14 protein-coding genes are annotated in these 16,995 nt (G+C 68.0%); 4 read left to right on the top strand and 10 right to left on the bottom strand.

Annotation, left to right across the window (positions count from 1 at the left end; genetic code table 11):
* Positions 1-5: 5 nt before the first annotated feature.
* The 6 genes from E0H75_RS35035 to E0H75_RS35010 are packed head-to-tail and all read right to left on the bottom strand — an operon-like array spanning position 6 to position 6,560.
* Positions 6-1,448, bottom strand: coding sequence for an aldehyde dehydrogenase family protein (locus E0H75_RS35035; protein ID WP_131518013.1), 1,443 nt, complete (start codon positions 1,446-1,448; stop codon positions 6-8).
* Positions 1,445-2,290 carry an ATP-binding cassette domain-containing protein gene (locus tag E0H75_RS35030; RefSeq protein ID WP_131518012.1) on the bottom strand — a complete coding sequence of 282 codons (846 nt, stop codon included), beginning with the start codon at positions 2,288-2,290 and terminating at the stop codon, positions 1,445-1,447. The genes E0H75_RS35035 and E0H75_RS35030 overlap by 4 nt, the downstream gene beginning before the upstream one ends.
* Entirely contained in the window at positions 2,283-3,269 is a 987-nt protein-coding gene (locus tag E0H75_RS35025) for an ABC transporter ATP-binding protein (RefSeq protein ID WP_131518011.1), read from the bottom strand. Before E0H75_RS35025 ends, E0H75_RS35030 begins: the two co-directional genes overlap by 8 nt.
* A complete protein-coding gene (locus tag E0H75_RS35020; protein WP_131518010.1) occupies positions 3,266-4,084 on the bottom strand; it encodes an ABC transporter permease in 819 nt (272 codons plus the stop codon). Before E0H75_RS35020 ends, E0H75_RS35025 begins: the two co-directional genes overlap by 4 nt.
* Positions 4,081-5,031: an ABC transporter permease gene (locus tag E0H75_RS35015; protein ID WP_131518009.1), complete on the bottom strand. Its 951-nt coding sequence runs from the start codon at positions 5,029-5,031 to the stop codon at positions 4,081-4,083. The genes E0H75_RS35020 and E0H75_RS35015 overlap by 4 nt, the downstream gene beginning before the upstream one ends.
* A gap of 5 nt (positions 5,032-5,036) precedes the next feature.
* Complete coding sequence (locus E0H75_RS35010; protein WP_238163464.1) at positions 5,037-6,560, bottom strand: ABC transporter substrate-binding protein; 1,524 nt, start codon at positions 6,558-6,560, stop codon at positions 5,037-5,039.
* A 188-nt stretch (positions 6,561-6,748) separates the two neighbouring features.
* Here E0H75_RS35010 and E0H75_RS35005 point away from each other — a divergent pair, with 188 nt between their 5' ends.
* The 3 genes from E0H75_RS35005 (at position 6,749) to E0H75_RS34995 (ending at position 10,642) form a co-directional block, all read left to right on the top strand.
* Positions 6,749-7,507: a FadR/GntR family transcriptional regulator gene (locus E0H75_RS35005; RefSeq protein WP_131518008.1), complete on the top strand. Its 759-nt coding sequence runs from the start codon at positions 6,749-6,751 to the stop codon at positions 7,505-7,507.
* 100 nt (positions 7,508-7,607) lie between these two features.
* Positions 7,608-9,257: an NAD(P)/FAD-dependent oxidoreductase gene (locus tag E0H75_RS35000; RefSeq protein WP_131518007.1), complete on the top strand. Its 1,650-nt coding sequence runs from the start codon at positions 7,608-7,610 to the stop codon at positions 9,255-9,257.
* A complete protein-coding gene (locus tag E0H75_RS34995) occupies positions 9,257-10,642 on the top strand; it encodes a sensor histidine kinase (RefSeq protein ID WP_131518006.1) in 1,386 nt (461 codons plus the stop codon). The genes E0H75_RS35000 and E0H75_RS34995 overlap by 1 nt, the downstream gene beginning before the upstream one ends.
* A gap of 40 nt (positions 10,643-10,682) precedes the next feature.
* On the opposite strand, the gene E0H75_RS34990 is transcribed toward E0H75_RS34995, so the two are convergent.
* The 3 genes from E0H75_RS34990 to E0H75_RS34980 all read right to left on the bottom strand — a co-directional run bounded on the left by E0H75_RS34990 (position 10,683) and on the right by E0H75_RS34980 (position 14,969).
* Positions 10,683-11,657 (bottom strand): type IV toxin-antitoxin system AbiEi family antitoxin domain-containing protein, encoded by a 975-nt coding sequence (locus E0H75_RS34990; protein ID WP_131518005.1) that lies wholly within the window; start codon positions 11,655-11,657, stop codon positions 10,683-10,685.
* 121 nt (positions 11,658-11,778) lie between these two features.
* The gene (locus E0H75_RS34985) at positions 11,779-12,279 is read right to left on the bottom strand and encodes a hypothetical protein (protein WP_131518004.1); all 501 of its coding nucleotides are present in this window, start codon (positions 12,277-12,279) and stop codon (positions 11,779-11,781) included.
* A gap of 125 nt (positions 12,280-12,404) precedes the next feature.
* A complete protein-coding gene (locus E0H75_RS34980; RefSeq protein WP_131518003.1) occupies positions 12,405-14,969 on the bottom strand; it encodes an MXAN_6230/SCO0854 family RING domain-containing protein in 2,565 nt (854 codons plus the stop codon).
* 420 nt (positions 14,970-15,389) lie between these two features.
* On the opposite strand from E0H75_RS34980, the gene E0H75_RS34975 reads away from it, so the two are divergent.
* Positions 15,390-16,634: an MFS transporter gene (locus E0H75_RS34975; protein ID WP_131518002.1), complete on the top strand. Its 1,245-nt coding sequence runs from the start codon at positions 15,390-15,392 to the stop codon at positions 16,632-16,634.
* A gap of 80 nt (positions 16,635-16,714) precedes the next feature.
* On the opposite strand, the gene E0H75_RS34970 is transcribed toward E0H75_RS34975, so the two are convergent.
* The gene (locus E0H75_RS34970) at positions 16,715-16,912 is read right to left on the bottom strand and encodes a DEAD/DEAH box helicase (protein ID WP_131518001.1); all 198 of its coding nucleotides are present in this window, start codon (positions 16,910-16,912) and stop codon (positions 16,715-16,717) included.
* Positions 16,913-16,995: the final 83 nt, after the last annotated feature.

The raw sequence follows: 16,995 nt of genomic DNA, 5'->3' as shown, positions 1-16,995 counted from the left end.
ACCTCTCAGGGGCGCGGGCGGATGATCGCCATCCGGGTGGTGGTCAGTTCCTCGATCGCGAAGCGTGGACCCTCGCGGCCGATGCCGGAGTCCTTGACGCCGCCGTACGGCATCACGTCGGAGCGGAAACCAGGCACCTCGTTGATGACCACACCGCCGACGTCGAGCCGGTCGATCGCGGTGAACGCGGTGTCGAGCGAGGACGTGAAGACGCTGGCATGCAGCCCGTATCGCGACTCGTTCACGGTCCGGAACGCGGTGTCGAGATTGGGCACCGACCGTACGGCGATCACCGGCCCGAAGAGCTCCTCGTCCCAAGCCAGCTGCCCGGCCGGTACGTCGGTCAACACTGTCGGACCGAGCACCTCGGTGGTGGCGTCGGTGGTGGGATAGGCGACGGCGGCGCCTGCGGTGAGGGACTGGGTGATCCAGGTGCGGACGCGGTCGGTGGACTTGGGGTCGATGAGGGCGGAGACGCGGGTGGTGGGGTCGCGGGGATCACCGACTACGACCGAGGGAAGGCGGGCGTTGAGTCTGTCGAGGAGCGCGGCGTGGATGGAGTCGACCGCTATGACGCGCTGGACCGAGATGCAGGCCTGGCCCGACGCGTAGTACCCGCCTCGGATGATCGCATCGGCTGCCGCGTCCAGGTCGGCGTCGGCGGCAACCACCAGCGCCGAGTTGGACCCGAGTTCAAGGAGCACCTTGGTCGGCGCGGCATCTCGCGCGATCTGGTGACCGACCGCGGCCGAGCCTGTGAAGGAGACAGCGCCAACCCGGCGGTCCGTGGTGAGCGTCGCCCCAACGTCCGCTCCCCCGGTGACCAGCTGCACCGCGCTCTCCGGCGCGCCCGCCTCGAGCAGCGCGGAGCGCATGAGGTGCACGAGCCACAACGTCGCGAGCGGCGTCTGCGGCGCCGGCTTGATGATGATCGGGCACCCGGCAGCGAACGCGGGAGCGATCTTATGGGCCGCCAGCAACAACGGATAATTGAACCCGGTGATCCCGACGACGACCCCGATCGGCTTCCGCACCCAGAATCCGACCAGCCCGTCCCCACTCGGCAGCAGATCCAGCGGCACCGTCTCCCCGTGCAGCCGCGCCACTTCCTCGGCCGACGTCTCCAACGTCAGCAGCGTCCGATCGATCTCGACCCGGCAGTCGACCAGCGGCTTCCCGGTCTCCAGGATGAGCAGATCGACGAAGGCATCGCGTTCGGCCAGGACCGCCGAATGCACGCTCTGCAAGACTTTCCGGCGCAGGTACGACGGCAGCCGGCCCACGGTCGTGCGGACGCCGAGAGCGTGGTCGAGGGCTTGGCGGGCCAGTTCGACGTTCCCGACGGCCGCGTCGGCGACCGTGGAACCGTCGTACGGGAAGATCACCGGGGCGATGGACGGGGCCTCGATCCAGATCTCACCGATCGGCAGGCCGGCTGGCAGTTTCACGCTGGTTCTCCCTTCGTCGCGAGCAGGTCGGACGTGGTTGCACCGGAGAGCGCCCGCTGGAGGGTCGGGATGGCCGAGACCAGGCGCTGGGTGTAGGCGTGCTGAGGGGCGGCGTACACGTCACCGGTGTAGCCGGTCTCGACGATCTGGCCGGCGTGCATCACGGCGACGCGGTCGCAGACGTGCTTGACCACGGACAGGTCGTGGGAGACGAACACCAGGGTGAGATCGAGTTCGTCGACCAGGTCTGAGATGAGGTTGAGCACCTGCGCACGGACGGAAACGTCGAGCGCGCTCACCGGTTCGTCCGCGATCAGGATCCGCGGCCGTGGAGCGAGGGCGCGCGCGATCGAGATGCGTTGACGCTGACCGCCGGAGAACTGATGTGGGTAGCGGTCACCGGCGTCCGCGGACAAGCCGACCGCCTCCAGCAGTTCGCGGACGCGCTCGCCGGAGGCGGGATGTCCTTGGACGACGAGGGGTTCGGCGATGATGTCGCGGACCCGCATCCGGGGGTCGAGCGAGCTCATCGGGTCCTGGAAGACGAGTTGGAGGTTCTCGCGGAGGAACCGCAACCGGCGTTCCGGGAGGCGGGTAATGTCGGTGCCTTCGACAACGACATGGCCTGAGGTGGGCTGGTCGAGGGCGGCGATGATGCGGAGCAGGGTGGACTTGCCGCAGCCGGATTCGCCGACGATGCCGAACCGCTCGCCCTGCTTGACGTCCAGGCTCACACCGCGGACAGCATGCACGACCGGGGCCGGACGCAACAATGATGTGCGGGGACGGGGGTAGTCGCGAACGACATCGAGCACCTGGATGGCCGGCACCTGGTCAGGCATGAGCGCCTCCCGCGGGGAGTCGAGGGCTCGACACGGGTTCGGCCGGGTGGTGGCAGGCGAAGCCGTCGGCGACAGGCCCGGTCCATTCCGGCGTACCGGCGCAGATGTCGGTGGCGTGGGGGCAGCGGGTGCGGAAGACGCAGCCGGACGGGAACTGGCCGGCAGCCGGGACGTTGCCGCGGATGGTCGGGAGGCGACGGTCGGCGGTGTCCAGGTCCGAGGCCGCGAGCAGACCCTGGGTGTAGCGGTGGCGCGGGTTGGTGAAGACCTCGCCGACCGGGCCGGACTCGACGACGCGGCCGCCGTACATGACGAGAACTCGTTCGCAGACCGTGGCGACGACGGCGAGGTCGTGGGTGATGAACAACAACGCAGATGAGCGCGCGACGACGCCCTTGACGATGAGGTCGAGGACGAGGGCCTGCACGGTGACGTCGAGCGCGGTGCTGGGCTCGTCGCAGATCAGCAGCGCCGGATCGTTGGCCAGGGCAAGGGCCAGGACGATTCGTTGCCGTTGGCCACCGGACAACTGGTGTGGGTACGCCCGCATCAGGTCTGACGGGAGCTGAACTCGCTCGAGGAGCTCGAGAGCGGCGGATCGGGCGGCGCCACGACCAGGCCGTGTCCGGTGGATGAGCATCGCCTCGGCGATCTGGTCGCCGATGCGCATCGTCGGGTTGAGGGCGGTCATCGGCTCCTGGAAGACCATCGCGAGTTCGCGACCGCGGACCCTGGACATCCGGCGTTCGTCCGCGCCGATCAGGTCGTGGTCGACGCCGGTCAGCCGCACGGAGCCCGAGGCAACGACGTCTTCCGGCAGCAGACCGAGCACGCTCAAGGCGGTCAGCGACTTCCCCGAGCCCGACTCCCCGATCAGCCCGACGCGCTCCCCCGGCCCCACGGTGAGATCCACCTCCGAGACCAGCGTCTTGTCTCGCACCGTCACAGTCAGCCCCTGCACGGTGAGTACGTCGCTCATCGCCGGTCCTCCAGCTTCGGATCGAACCGGTCCCGCAGCCCGTCGCCCAGCAGGTTGAACCCGAGTACGGCGATCGCGATCGCCACCCCCGGGAAGATCGCCAACCGCGGCGCACTGAACAGGAACTCCTGACTCTCCTGCAGCATCCGGCCCCACGACGGAGTCGGCGGCGGCGTACCGAAGCCGAGGAAGGACAACGCGGCCTCGGCCAGCACGGCGATCGCGAACGACACCGACGCCTGGACCGTGATCAGACTCGTCACGTTCGGCAGCACATGCCGTACTGCGATCGGCCACGGCTGCCGCCCCGCCGCCCGCGCGGCCAGCACGTACTCGGTCCGCATCACCTGCAACGCACCGCTCCGGATCACCCGTGCGAACGACGGCACCGAAGCGATGCCGATGGCAATCATCGCGGTCAGCGTGCTCGCCCCGAAGACGGCTCCGAACATGATGGCCAGCAGCAACGCCGGGAATGCCAGCACCAGATCGTTGGCCCGCATGATGAACTCGCTCGGCCACCGCCGCACCATCGCAGCGAGAATCCCCAGCGGCACGCCGATCACCGCGGCCACCCCGACCGCGACCACGCCGACGAACAGCGTCGTCCGCGACCCGACCATGATCTGACTCAGCACGTCCCGCCCGAACTTGTCGGTCCCGAACCAGTGCTCCCACGACGGCTTCGCCAACCGGATCGACGGATCGACGAACGTCGCGTCGTACGGCGTCCAGATGAACGACACCAGCGCCATCAGCACGATGATCCCGACGATCACGCCGCCCGCGACCAGACTCGGGTTCAGCCGCCTCATCGCGACCCCACCCGCAGCCGCGGATCCAAGGCGACGTACAGCAGATCGACCAGGAAGTTGACGAGCAGTACGGCGATGACGAGCACCATCACCACGTCCTGGACAAGCAGCAGATCGCGGTTCGATACCCCGTCCAGCAGCAGACTGCCGAGCCCCGGGATCACGAACACGCGCTCCACCACGACAGCGCCGATCAGCAGCGTCGCCAGTTGCAGCCCGAGCACCGTCACGACCGGCACGGCCGCATTACGCAGACCGTGCCGCCACAACGCCTGGAACGGCCGCAGCCCCTTGGCCCGTGCAGTCCGCAGATAGTCCTCCCGCAGTACGTCGAGCACCGCGCTGCGGACGTACCGCGTCAGCACGGCGCCCTGCACCAGCCCGAGCGCCAACGCCGGCAGGATCAACTGTTGCAGGAACATGGCCGGATCCTGGGCCGGCGGCGTCCAGCCGTTCGCCGGCAGCCAGCCGAGCTTGACCGCGAACAGCATGATCAGCAGGATGCCGGCCAGGAACGCCGGTACGGCGACGCCGATCTGCGAGACCGCGGACAGTGCCAGGCCCGAGACCTTCCGGTGCCGCGCCGCCATCAGAGTCCCGGCCGGGACCGCGATGAGCAACGCGATGACCATGCCGGCCAGGACCAGCAACAGCGTTACCTGCAGCCGGTCGAACACCTGCGGACCGATCTCCGCCTTCGACACGTACGACGTCCCGAGGTCACCGTGCAGCAGTCCGCCGAGCCAGTCGACGTACTGCGTGGTGAGCGGTCGATCGAGGCCGAACTGTTGACGCAGTTCGGCGACAGCCTGCTCGGAGGCGTTGACGCCGAGGGCGACCCGGGCCGGGTCGCCGGGCAGCACAGCCATGAACGCGAAGACCAGCACCGAGCTCACCGCAAGGCTGACCAAGAGCACACCGGTGCGCTCGATCAGGCGGAGGATCACTCAGGTCACCTCGCCAGCTTCGACAGGTCGAAGTTCTCGGTGATCGCATTCTGGGGCAGGCCCTTGATGTTCTTGTCCGCGACGATCAGGTTCGGCAGCAGGAACAGCCAGTCGCCGGCCGCCTGCTCGGACAGCCGTCGCGCCGCCTTCTTCATGTTGTCGACCTGCGCGGCTTCGTCACCGGAGTCGGCCGCGGCCAGGTACTGCTGCAGCGTCGGGTCGTCGTACCGGGTGTAGTACTTCGCGTTGAACACGGCACCGAGGTCCCGCGGCTCGACGTGCGCGATGATCGACATGTCGTAGTCGGCGTTCTTGAAGACCGTGTTCAGCCACGCCGCCGGGAACTCCTGCGGGTCGATCCGCACCTTCAGCCCAGCCTGCTCCAGCTGGCTCTTCACCACCTGGCCACAGGACGTTGCGTACGGCAACGTCGGCAGCCGGAGCAGCAGCGTCTTGCCGGCCGCACCGGAGGCCTGCAGCATCGACTTCGCCTTGGCCAGATCGTACGGCGCGATGCTGGTGAGGTCCTCGTACCACGGGTCGGTCGGCGGGACCATGCTGCCGATCAGCTTGCCGCGACCGGCGAAACACGTGTCCAGCAGGGCCTTGTGGTCGATCGCCATCCGGATCGCCTGCCGGGTCCGGATGTCCTTGAAGATCGGCCGCGAGTTGTTGAAGGACAGCAGCACCTCACCGTTGGTGGTGCCTTCGATCACCTGGTACTTGTCGTTGCTGGTGAACTGGCTGAGCGCCTCCGGCGCCTGGACCGTGCCGATCACGTTGATCGTGCCGGTGAGCAGCGCGTTGTTCAGCGCGGTCGGGTCCTTGAAGTATTTCAGTGTGATCTGATGGAAGAACGGCTTGGTCCCCCAGTAGCCGTCGTTGCGCTCCAGCACGATCGAGTCGCCGCGGTTCCACTTGGAGAACTTGTACGGCCCGGTCCCGATCGGGTCGGTGGCCAGCTTGGCCACGCCGGACTCGGAGAACATCGCGCCGATCCGGGTCGTCATCCGGAACAACCAGTCGTTGCTCGGCTTGCTCAGCGTCACCTCGAGCTGCGTCGGCGACAACGCCTTCGCCCCGGCGACGACGTCCATCGCGCCCTTCAGCGAGATCGTCCACGCGCTCTTGACCCGATTGATGCTGAACACCGCGTCGGACGCGGTGAACGGCTTGTCGTTGGTGAACTTCGCGTTGTCGACCAGGTCGAACGTGTAGGTCTTGCGGTCCGGCGAAACCGTCCAGGACTTCGCCAGCGACGGCACGATCTTGCCGGAGTCGTCCTGCTTGACCAGGCTCTCGTACACGTTGCCGAGCAGCGCCTGCGGGATCGCGGCACCGTCGGTGGTGGTGAAGTCGAGGCTGGCCGGCTCTGCGACCAGGCCGATCGACAGCGACTGGTCGCCGCCGGGTGAGCTACCGGACGACGTACTGGATCCGGCAGAGCATGCGGACACGGCCAGGACCGCCGCAGCGGCGAACGCGACCGCACGGGTGGGCAGCGCCAACTTGTTGAAAGGGGACTTCACGCGAACTCCTCCAGTGCCTCGAGCTGTCGCCGCATTCTGACCATCCCGGTCCGCTCGCGCGACCGCGGCCACGCGGTACGGCGGATTCGCCGTCCAGCTGTGACTGGTCCGACCAGTGGACTAGGTATCAGTGGGCCACTAGGTTTGTCGGAACACAAGGGTCTGTCAAGACGATTGGGGTGCACCGGATGACCAAGGGTCCGCAGTTCCAGCCGGTGCAACCGGTGCGCGCCTACCAGCGGATCGTCGAACAGGTCGAGGACGCGCTCGCTCGCGGTGATCTCGCGCCGGGTCAGCGACTGCCGAGCGAGCGGGAACTGGTGGCGCAGTTCGCGGTCAGCCGGTCCACCGTGCGCGAGGCTCTGCGCGTCCTGGAGAGCAACGGCGTCGTACGGTCACGGCCCGGTGATCCGAACGGGCCGGAGATCCTGCCGTTCTCCCAGGCTGCGCTGCGCAAACAGATGGTCCGGCTCGCCCGCGTCGACGAGCTGACCCTGGCGGAGCTGATCGGGTTCCGGATGATCATGGACGGCGCGGCGATCCAGGTTACGTCCCGCCTGCGGACGTCTGAGCAACTCGCCGACATCGAGGAGACGCTGGTGGCGATGCGGGCCGCGATCGACGTCGACTTCGCGGCGTTCAGCGAGGCGGATCTCGCCTTCCACGACGTGATCGCCCAGGTCAGCCGCAACTCGCTGATCCAGACCTGCAACGAGGTCGTCCGCGGCGTCGTACTGAGCCTGATCTCGGACAAGATCGCCCACGCGCCGAACAGCCGCGCCCTGATGCTGGAGTCGCTGCAGCATCACGCCGAGGTGGTGGAGGCGATCCGCGCGGGTGACGGTCACGCGGCGGCGCGGATCGCGCGGCAGAACATGTACGACTACTACGCCGGGTACGTGCCCGAACCCGAACGGGAAACGCTGCGCGCCCTGATCGAGGACTGAGGCAACCTTTTTCTGCCACGTCAGGGAATCTCGTGGCATCCTGACGGAACCGATCCACTGGGGGGCACGATGGGATCGGTCCTCTGCTGGGGGGCACCGCGTGACCAAACCTGCGATTCTCACTGTCGACGACGACCCGATGGTTTCGGCAGCCATCTCTCGTGACCTGCGCCGGCGGTACGGCGACGACTACCTCGTGGTCAAGGCGACGTCGGGCGACCAGGCGCTCGCCGCGCTGACCAAACTCGCCTTGCGTAACCAGCCGATCGCGATGATCGCCACTGACCAGCGGATGCCCGGGATGACCGGCATCGAGTTGCTCGAGCGGGCCCGCGAGCAGGCGCCGACCGCGAAGTACCTGCTCCTCACGGCGTACGCCGACACCGACGTCGCGATCAGGGCGATCAACGACATCGGCCTGGACTACTACCTGCTGAAGCCGTGGGACCCGCCCGAGGACCAACTGTTCCCGGTGATCGACGACCTGCTCGGCGACTGGCGCCACGCCAACCGCGAGCACACGTCCGACGTACGCGTCGTCGGGCACCGCTGGTCGGATCGCGCACACGACATCAAGACCTTCCTGGCCCGCAACCATGTTCCCTACAGCTGGTACGACGTCGATCGCGATGCCGAGGCTCAACGGCTGCAAGACCTCGCCGACGCGACGGACGCCGACCTGCCGCTCGTGCTCGTCCCCGACGGGGACACGCTCCGCGCACCATCCGCGGTCGACCTCGCGTCCGCGCTGGGCCTGCGGACCCGGGCCCAACAGCCGCTGTACGACGTCTGCATCGTCGGAGGTGGACCCGCCGGACTGGCGGCGGCCGTGTACGCGGCGTCCGAAGGGCTGAGCACCGTGATCGTCGAGCGGGAAGCGCCCGGCGGTCAGGCCGGGTTGAGCGCGGCGATCGAGAATTACCTAGGGTTCCCGCGCGGGTTGACCGGATCCGACCTGGCGCAGCGGGCCGTCGCCCAGGCGTCCCGCTTCGGCGCCGAGATGGTGCTGGCCCGATCGGTCGTCGGTGTCGAGTCGCGTGGCCCGGTGCACGCCGTACTGCTGGAGGGGTCGGGCGAGATCGAGGCTCGTGCGCTGATCGTCGCGACCGGCGTGTCGTACCGGAGCCTCGACGTCGACGGTCTCGCCGACTTCACCGGGCGCGGGGTGTTCTACGGCGCGACGGCGAGCGAGGCCACGCAGTGCCAGGACGAGGAGGTGTACATCGTCGGCGCGGCGAACTCGGCGGGCCAGGCGGCACTGAACCTCGCGCGCTTCGCGAAGCGGGTCGTCCTGCTGGTGCGTGGTGAGGCGTTGGAGAACTCGATGTCGCGGTACCTGATCGACAAGATCGCGAAGGTCAAGAACATCGAAATCCGCTGCCGCACGGAGGTGGTGGGCTGCCGGGGCGACGGCCACCTCGAAGGGCTGACGCTGGCGGACCGGGCATCGGGCCGGGTCGAGGAGGTGCAGGCGGGCTGGCTGTTCGTGTTCGTCGGCGCCTCGCCGCGGACCGAGTGGCTCGGGCAGTCGGTGCTCCGCGACGACAAAGGTTTCGTGGTGACCGGTCCGGAGCTGATCGGGCAGGATCGCTGGCAACTCCCCCGGCCGCCGTACGCGCTGGAGACCAGCGTGCCGGGTGTCTTCGCGGCGGGCGACGTACGGCTCGACTCGATGAAACGGGTCGCGTCGGCCGTCGGCGAGGGCGCGATGTCGGTCTACCTCGTCCACCGCTACCTGGCGACAGTCTGATGAACGTCGACGATCTGCGCGATCTCGCCCTCTTCGCGGGACTGACCGAGGCTCAACTCGGCGAGCTGATCGACGGCAGCACCACGGTGCCGATCGAACCGGGTGCCGACCTGTTCCACGAAGGTGAGCCGGCGGACTTCTGGTGGGTACTCGTCGACGGCGCGATCGCGTTGCACCGCAAGATCGGTCGCGAGGACACCGTCATGGGCAAGATGGACGTCCCCGGTCGGTGGGCGGGCGGATTCCGTGCCTGGGACGATCACGGTGTCTACCTGGCCAGCGGTCGCGGCATCGCCCAGGGGCGAGTACTGCGGGTGCCTACCGACCTCCTGCGGGAGCGGATCGACGTCTGGTTCCCGCTCGGGGGGCACCTGATCAAGGGCGTCTACGGGACGGCGCGGGCGATCGAGTCGACGGCTCGGCAGCGGGATGCACTGATCACACTCGGAACGCTGGCCGCGGGGCTGGCGCACGAGATCAACAATCCGGCCGCGGCGGCCTCGCGTTCGGTCAGTGCTCTCGACACTGCCTGCTCTTCCTTGTTGTCGTCACTGCGCGGTCTCGCGGGGAAGGTGGGTGAGGATCAGTTCGGCCGGCTGGATTCGTTGCGCTTGGAGCTCGGCTCTCGGGCGGCGCTTCTCGATCCGGTTGACCTGGCCGACAACGAGAACACCATCTCGGACTGGCTGGCTGACCATGACGTCGAACGCGACTGGTTGATCGCACCGCCACTGGCCGCTGCTGGTGCCGACCTGGAGTGGTGCGAGCGCGCGGCCGACGTACTGGGAGATGCTCTGGAGCCCGGGTTGGAGTGGGTCGGGAGCACGCTCGCTGCGACGACACTGCTCGGCGAGGTGAAGGAGTCGACGCGGCGCATCAGCGAACTCGTCGCCGCGGTCCGGTCGTACTCGCAGATGGACCGCGGATCGATCCAGACCATCGACGTGACCGAGGGCATCGACAGCACGCTCGTCATGCTCGGCCACAAACTCCGCGACGGCACCGAAGTGATCCGTGCGTACGGCGCTGACGTCCCGCGCATCGATGCGTTCGCGGGCGAGCTGAACCAGGTGTGGACGAACCTGATCGACAACGCGGTCGACGCGATGGACGGCACCGGAACGCTCCGGATCACGACCCGGACGGATGGCGACCGGATCGTGGTCGAGTTCACCGACACCGGCCCCGGCATGCCACCCGAGGTCGTCGCACGCGCGTTCGAGCCCTTCTACACCACCAAGGACGTCGGCAAAGGCACTGGCCTAGGCCTCGACATAGCGCAGCGGATAGTCGCCGAACACCACGGCGGCACCATCACCATCACCTCCCACCCAGGCCAGACGACGGTTGCCGTCCGCCTCCCCCACCAACCCACCACCCGCTGACGTCGGTCGATGGCGGGTTGTTCGACCGATGGCGGGACAACTACTGGGCAGCGGTGACATAACCCGCTATCGACCCCGACTGTGCTCGCCCAATGGCCCGGCGGATGCGGGCCAGGAGGTCGAGCGGGCGGGCGAGGTCCGGCCAGCAGACCCGGACGACCTGATAGCCGAGGTCCCGGAGACGGTCTTCCCGGACCTTCTCCGCGATCAGCGCGTCCGGGGTGCCGTCCCTGTACTTGATGGCGCCGTCGAACTCGATAACGACACCGCACTCCGCCAGCAGGAAATCGACCCGTGCCACCAGCGCCCCCTGCTCATCGCGTATCTCGGGCTGCAAAGTCGGCGACGGCAAGCCCAGATCTGCGAGCATGACTCGCAGCCGGGACTCACCGACCGACTCCGACCGGCTGTCTGCGAACAACACCGCGCGGGTTGCCGTGTTGTTGCCAGGCCGGCCGTCGAAGAGGCTCAAGGCTGTCGTCAACTGTTCGGCCATGGCGACTCTACGTCGCAACGCCTGATCCACCACGGACACCGCAACCGGGTAGCTGGTCGCTCGTATGGCCTCCACGACCGCTCGTGCGCCGTGAGTCACGCGTACGCCGTCCTGCTCTACCGACTCGACGACGGGCGGGCGCGCAGCATGCTGGCACACCGTCGAGCCGGATCGGCCCAGTCCGGACACCCTGGTGACGTGCACACGACGTAGATCGAGCTCCGAGACCTGGACGCCGTACAAGAGGAGAGCCGACTGATGGCTCACGACGGCGCGACCGGCCAAACGGTGATAGACGGCTTTCGCGGCGCGGCGGTGCAGCCAAGCCGCCCGATCCCACGCGGCCATCGACGCGACCTCGGAACCAGGCTGCGCATACGCACCCCGGGTGAGCCTGATCCATCGGCCGGCCGTCATCCGCCGGTGGATGTCCGCGTCGGTGTATCCGGAGGCGTTCGCGTCGGCTCGCGTGAACCAGTCCCCCCGGCCGGCAGCGATCAGCATGAGTTTGGTGTTCATGCCCCAGAACATGCCGCGTTTCCCGGCTGCCGGGATGGCGAATCTTGCGGATGTGGATAGCGGCTTGCCTCACCGCTGGCCGGTTACATCACGGCAGCGGTGAAACAACCCGATATTCGGCTCAGGTGTCGTGTTCGAGGATTCGGACTCGGGGGACCTTGAGGGTTTTGCGGGCTCTGGTGGTCCAGTCGGAGCAGAGGAAGCGGGCGGCGGTCTCGGGCCAGGCGACCACGACGACCTCGTGGCAGGTGGTGCTCTTGGTCAGGGTCATGAGGGCCAGCAGCACCTCGCCGTGCGTGATCGACACGCTGACCGGGTATCTGCTCGCTGCGCGGAGTCGGCGCGAACTGTGTTCGATCACCGAGGCGAGGTCGAACTGTGGGTCCGCGAGTGTGGCTGTGACACCGGCTGTCCGGGCCGCTGCCGAACCGGCCATCCCGGCCACATCCTCGAAGCTCGACCCGAGCAGTGCCATCGGCCCACCGAACCCGCTCTCCGGATGACTGGAGACGAGCAAGTGGTAGTTGACGGACTCCTCATACCTTGCGTGCAGGGCGGCAACGCGGCGCGCGTCGCCCTCGCTCATCTCCCGCTCGATGAGCACCACCACGTCGTACGTCATGCGTGGCTCCCTTCGCCGTCACTTCCGTTGTACTCCCGTACCCCGGGCATCCCAAAGAACCGGATGCGGCAACGTCACGGAATTGTCAGAACCGTCACAGGGTTCTCTCAGGAAGCGCGACCCGGTCAGGTCGGCAGCGGCGCGTGCGCCCGCGTGTCGGGGGCCAGCGCGCTCAGCAGCTGCGGAGCGTCGATCAGGGTGTGAGCGGCGGAATCGAGCAGGTGCGGGTGCAACGCGTAGACCTGCGCGCCGCGGCGAGGCGTGATATCGCCCGTCAGCACCGCGGCGAAGTCGGACCGGTTCGCGGCGTCCTCGTCCCACGGGCGGTCGGGCTCCAGGCGCGCCGTCAGGCGGCGAGCGAAGGCGGACGGCTCCTCGGCGGGATCACGCACGTACCCAACGACCGAACCGTCCGCACACCGTACGACGACCTCGTCGGAGCGAGCCGCGGCATGCCAGCAGCAGACCTCCCACAGGCTCACCCGGTCGCCCGAACCGTGCACGTCCTCCAGCGTCGCCGCCATCAGTGCGATGTGACCGCCGTACCGCGCGATGTTGTGCCCGTAACCGGCCGCGCCGAGGTTGACGTCGTACCAGCGCAGCTCCTTGGTGTGCAGGTCGACGCCGAACGGCAGCAGGATCTTCGCCGGTCCGGCGAGGTCGAAGCGTTCCTCGACCGCGGCCGGGTCGAACAGACCGGTCGGTTGTCGCATCACCCCGACGAACCCGCGCTCGAGTTCGTCGAACGGTACGTCGTTGTAGCTGAACACCACCGGCAGCACATACCGCCCGCCGACCCGCCGCACCGCGCGCAGGTCGAGATCCACGAACTCCGTCGAGCCATCGGGCGCGGACGTGAGATCACCGGAGTGCACAAGTGCGTCCTGGTCGAACCGCAGCCGCGTGTAGTCGCACAGCCCGACGAAGGCCCACTCCTCGTCGAACACAGCCACCGACAGATCAAGATCCACTCGTCGTCCGGACGGCTCCACCCAGTGCAGGAACAGCCGCAGCAACTCGTCCGGCGGGATCGGCACCGCGCTCCCGCGCGTCATCCGCCGCAACGTCGACGACGCATTCCGCTCCGAACCAGGGGCCGCCAGCCGGGCCAGCTCCTCATCCAGGAACACCCGCCGCAGCCGCGGCAGAGCCGTTGCCCGGCGCAACATTTCACCCACGAGTACGTCGGTCAGCGCGGAAGCGGTGTCGGCGGGCAGCGGCTCGCGCTCGTCCACCGATGTCCAGATCCGCGCCGTCCCGCCGCGGGGGAAGAACAGCCGCAGATCGCCCGGCGGCGTGCGGACCTGACCGATCGCGGCCGTGATCACCACCGGCGAAACGTCCGAGACAGCCGTCGCCAGCGCATCCACCAACGCGCCGTGCTGATCAGGCGGCAACGCGCGCGCCAACTGGACCAGACGCCGCACCAACTCGCCCGGCCGCTGACGCAGCAGGTCGAGCGCATGGGCCGGCCGACCGTGTGCCAACGCACCCTCGACGCCAGAGGCGAACGTGCTCGTCGCGAGCCGCTTGCCCTCGAGCCGCACGAACGGATGCTGCGAAGCCTCGCCCAGCACCGCCCGCCCCGCCGCCGTCCCAAGATCCAGATCGGTGCGCCGCAGGATCGCGAACGCCAGCGCGGCGACCGGATGACGGGTCGCGAACTCGAACGGATGCAGGTTCTCCGCCATCCGCTTCCAGGCTCGTTCATGCCGAAGCATGTCCTCGACCAGGTGCTCGGCCGGCAGTCGGTCCAGTCGCGCGAGCACCAGCCGCCGAGTTGCCCGAGGCAACGACTTCCGGCGGACCGGCGGCGTCCGCAACCCCGGATCGGCATCCATCAGCGCGTGCAGCACCCGCAGTACGTCGGTCGCGGTGCCGGCCCCATCGATCAGGTCAGGATGGTCGGCGAGGAAGTGCGCGATGACGAGTGCCCGGGTCTCGCGGACCGGGATGTCGTCCGGCAGCCAGGACGGATCCGCACCGGACAACAGCACCTGCAGATCCGCGCGATCCGCGGCGGACAGCGGGGAGCGTCGTGCCAGCAGGTCGTCGACTGTGGTCCTGGTGGTGTCGGGCTGCGCGAGGGACAGGAGACGCAAACGATCCGAGCGCACGTGGGCCGGCTGCACCTCGTGGAACGACGGCTTGAGGAATGGGTCGAGCGGATCGATGCGGCGCAGGCACAGCGGACAGGCACCCAGCTCGGAGCCGTCCCAGCAGGTCCGGCAGACCAGGTGGGCGCAGGGCGAGACGGCGTGCACCGACTTCGTGTCTCCGCACAGCACACACGGCTGCTCCGGCTCCTGCAGCAGGCGCGCGAAGACGCGGTTGATGTAGAAGGTCTCGGTGTTGCCCGGCACGGTCTCCGGGAATCCGCGGAACAGCGGCACATGCTCGGCGTTGTGACCGGACTCCGCGTCGAGCAGGTCCAGCAGCCTGCCGCCGAACCCTGCGAGCGCGGGAGCGGACAGGGAGGCGCAGTGCCGGTACAGACCGGCGGACAGGAGGAAGCCGCGCTGGATCAGGTCGGCCTGCAACGCGGACAACCCAGCCTGGATGGTGAGCGGCCGGCGCAGCCATTGCCACGCGGAGCGTCGTACTGGAGGCGTCAGAGCCGTGGTGTCGACGAGCCGACGGCGGCGGAGCAGGACAGTTGCCTGGCTCTCCTCCGAGGCGTGCTCCGGCATCGCGGCCTCCCCGCTGGCTGGGCGTCTGGTCATGTCTTGGCGTAGCGGATGACAAGGCCAGGGGCGGAGAGCGGACGCGCTACATGGCCTGGTGAAGGAGAAGGAAGCACGTCCTGGAGCCGCCCCTGGCAAGAAGAACGCTACCGGTCGCCACCGACAGTTTCCGCCGGGCGACTGGGGACCTGAGAAGGTCCGCACAAAGAAGAGCTCCGGTACCAGGGTCGGGGCCGCCCCGCCCAGACCCCGGTACCGGAGATCTCCAGAGTAGAACGTTCATCCAAACGCTGCGCCACCGGGATCACTATCTGGCACTGATGCGCCGTGATCAAACCATTGACCCAGGCCGTTCACGGTGCAGGGAAACCCTTTCAGTTACAGGCGGCAGGTGTTACGCAACGGATTGTGGTTAGGGTCGTAGGTATGGAGGGCGGGGCGATCGAACGGGCGCGCTGGCGCGATGTGTTCGGACATGCGGAGTTCAGGGCCCTGTTCCTGGCCGGCGTACTGTCCGTCGCAGGCGACCAGCTGGCCCGCGTTGCCTTGTCTGTGCTGGTTTTCGACCGCACCGAGTCCGCCGGGCTGACCGCGCTCACCTATGCCCTGACGTACATCCCCGACCTGCTGTTCGGTCCGTTGCTGGCCGGATTCGCCGATCGGTACCCGCGCCGTACTGTGATGATCGTCACCGACCTGGCGCGAGCAGTCCTCGTTGCTGCGATGGCGGCGAAGGCGTTGCCGTTGCTGGTGGTGATCCTGCTACTGCTCGGGCTGCAAGCGTTCGGGTCGCCGTTCAACGCTGCACGAGCCGCCACGCTCCCCGCCGTACTGCCGGGCGATCACTACGTGTTGGGCAAGGCGGCCAACGACATGGTCGTCCAGTTCAGCCAGGTGCTCGGCTTCGGCACGGGCGGTGTGATCGTCGTAGCCGTCGGAACGTCCGGTGGGCTGCTCCTGGACTCTGCCACCTTCTTACTGTCCGCAGTGCTCATCACCGTCGGCGTACGACGTCGTCCGGTGCCGCCGCGTGCGGCGGACGAGCCACACAGCAGCTACTTCAAAGACTTGGCTGCGGGCTTCTCACTGGTCACACGTACGCCGAAGCTCCGCGCACTGGTCATCCTGGCGACGATCGCGGGCTTCTACGTGACGGTGGAGGGCCTGGCAGTCCCGTATGCGAACGAGATCGGCGGTGGGCCGAAGGCAGCCGGTCTGCTGCTGGCTGCCAGCCCGGCCGGCGCTGTCGCAGGCATGTGGCTCATCACTCTGTGGGAGCCAGACAAACGCATGCGCCTGCTCGGACCGCTGGCTGTGCTGGCCTGCGTACCGCTGATCGCCTGCTTCTTCGCGCCCGGTCTGCTGCCCACTGTGGTGTTGTGGGGGGTGTCGGGCATGGCGTCGGCCTATCACCTGCCGACCAGTGCGGCGTTCGTCCAGGCGGTGCCGGACGCCCAGCGTGGTCAGGCCTTCGGCGTCGCAAGCACCGCTCTGAAGAGCAGCCAGGGCATCGGAATCCTGCTCGCGGGGCTGGTCGCGGACCAGTCCTCACCGTCGGTCGCGCTGGGCGTCATGGGCACCGCGGGAGCCGTCGCAGCCGCGGTGGCGGGCGCTGCCTGGGCACGCGCCCGCCGTTCCCGGTCCGGCGTCGTGGAAATGGGTACCGGATGAGCCGCCGGAGAATCAGGGGAAATACCTCCGGACCGGCTCCGTAAAATATTGGTTAAGAAATTTCGGTCAGGTCGCAGGAATCACCACTCGTTGCCGGTGGTGAACCATTCGTTGCCGGATCCGCCCGGCCGGTGCAGCCATTCGTTGCCACCCTGCGTGAACCACTCGTTCCCGCCGTGCAGCCACTCGTTCCCCCCGTGGAACCACTCGTTGCCGCCCCCGGTGAACCACTCGTTGCCGCCGTGCAGCCACTCGTTCCCGGTGCTGATCTTCGACATGGTGCTGTCCTTCCTTCGCCATCCGTCAGATGGAATAACTGCGGGTCGGGGATGACCTCGCGTGAACAGGCAGTTACTATTCA

The organism is Kribbella capetownensis, from assembly GCF_004331485.1.
GTDB classification, from domain to species: Bacteria; Actinomycetota; Actinomycetes; order Propionibacteriales; family Kribbellaceae; genus Kribbella; species Kribbella capetownensis.
This window is presented reverse-complemented; position numbering and strand designations above follow the sequence as displayed.

What these genes read in the sequence shown, in the direction of transcription:
- E0H75_RS35030 (WP_131518012.1), bottom strand. Translation starts at nt 2,290, where the DNA reads ATGCCTGACCAGGTGCCGGCCATCCAGGTGCTCGATGTCGTTCGCGAC.
- E0H75_RS35025 (WP_131518011.1), bottom strand. Translation starts at nt 3,269, where the DNA reads ATGAGCGACGTACTCACCGTGCAGGGGCTGACTGTGACGGTGCGAGAC.
- E0H75_RS35020 (WP_131518010.1), bottom strand. Translation starts at nt 4,084, where the DNA reads ATGAGGCGGCTGAACCCGAGTCTGGTCGCGGGCGGCGTGATCGTCGGG.
- E0H75_RS35005 (WP_131518008.1), top strand. Translation starts at nt 6,749, where the DNA reads ATGACCAAGGGTCCGCAGTTCCAGCCGGTGCAACCGGTGCGCGCCTAC.
- E0H75_RS34995 (WP_131518006.1), top strand. Translation starts at nt 9,257, where the DNA reads ATGAACGTCGACGATCTGCGCGATCTCGCCCTCTTCGCGGGACTGACC.
- E0H75_RS34990 (WP_131518005.1), bottom strand. Translation starts at nt 11,657, where the DNA reads ATGAACACCAAACTCATGCTGATCGCTGCCGGCCGGGGGGACTGGTTC.
- E0H75_RS34985 (WP_131518004.1), bottom strand. Translation starts at nt 12,279, where the DNA reads ATGACGTACGACGTGGTGGTGCTCATCGAGCGGGAGATGAGCGAGGGC.
- E0H75_RS34980 (WP_131518003.1), bottom strand. Translation starts at nt 14,969, where the DNA reads ATGCCGGAGCACGCCTCGGAGGAGAGCCAGGCAACTGTCCTGCTCCGC.
- E0H75_RS34975 (WP_131518002.1), top strand. Translation starts at nt 15,390, where the DNA reads ATGGAGGGCGGGGCGATCGAACGGGCGCGCTGGCGCGATGTGTTCGGA.
- E0H75_RS34970 (WP_131518001.1), bottom strand. Translation starts at nt 16,912, where the DNA reads ATGTCGAAGATCAGCACCGGGAACGAGTGGCTGCACGGCGGCAACGAG.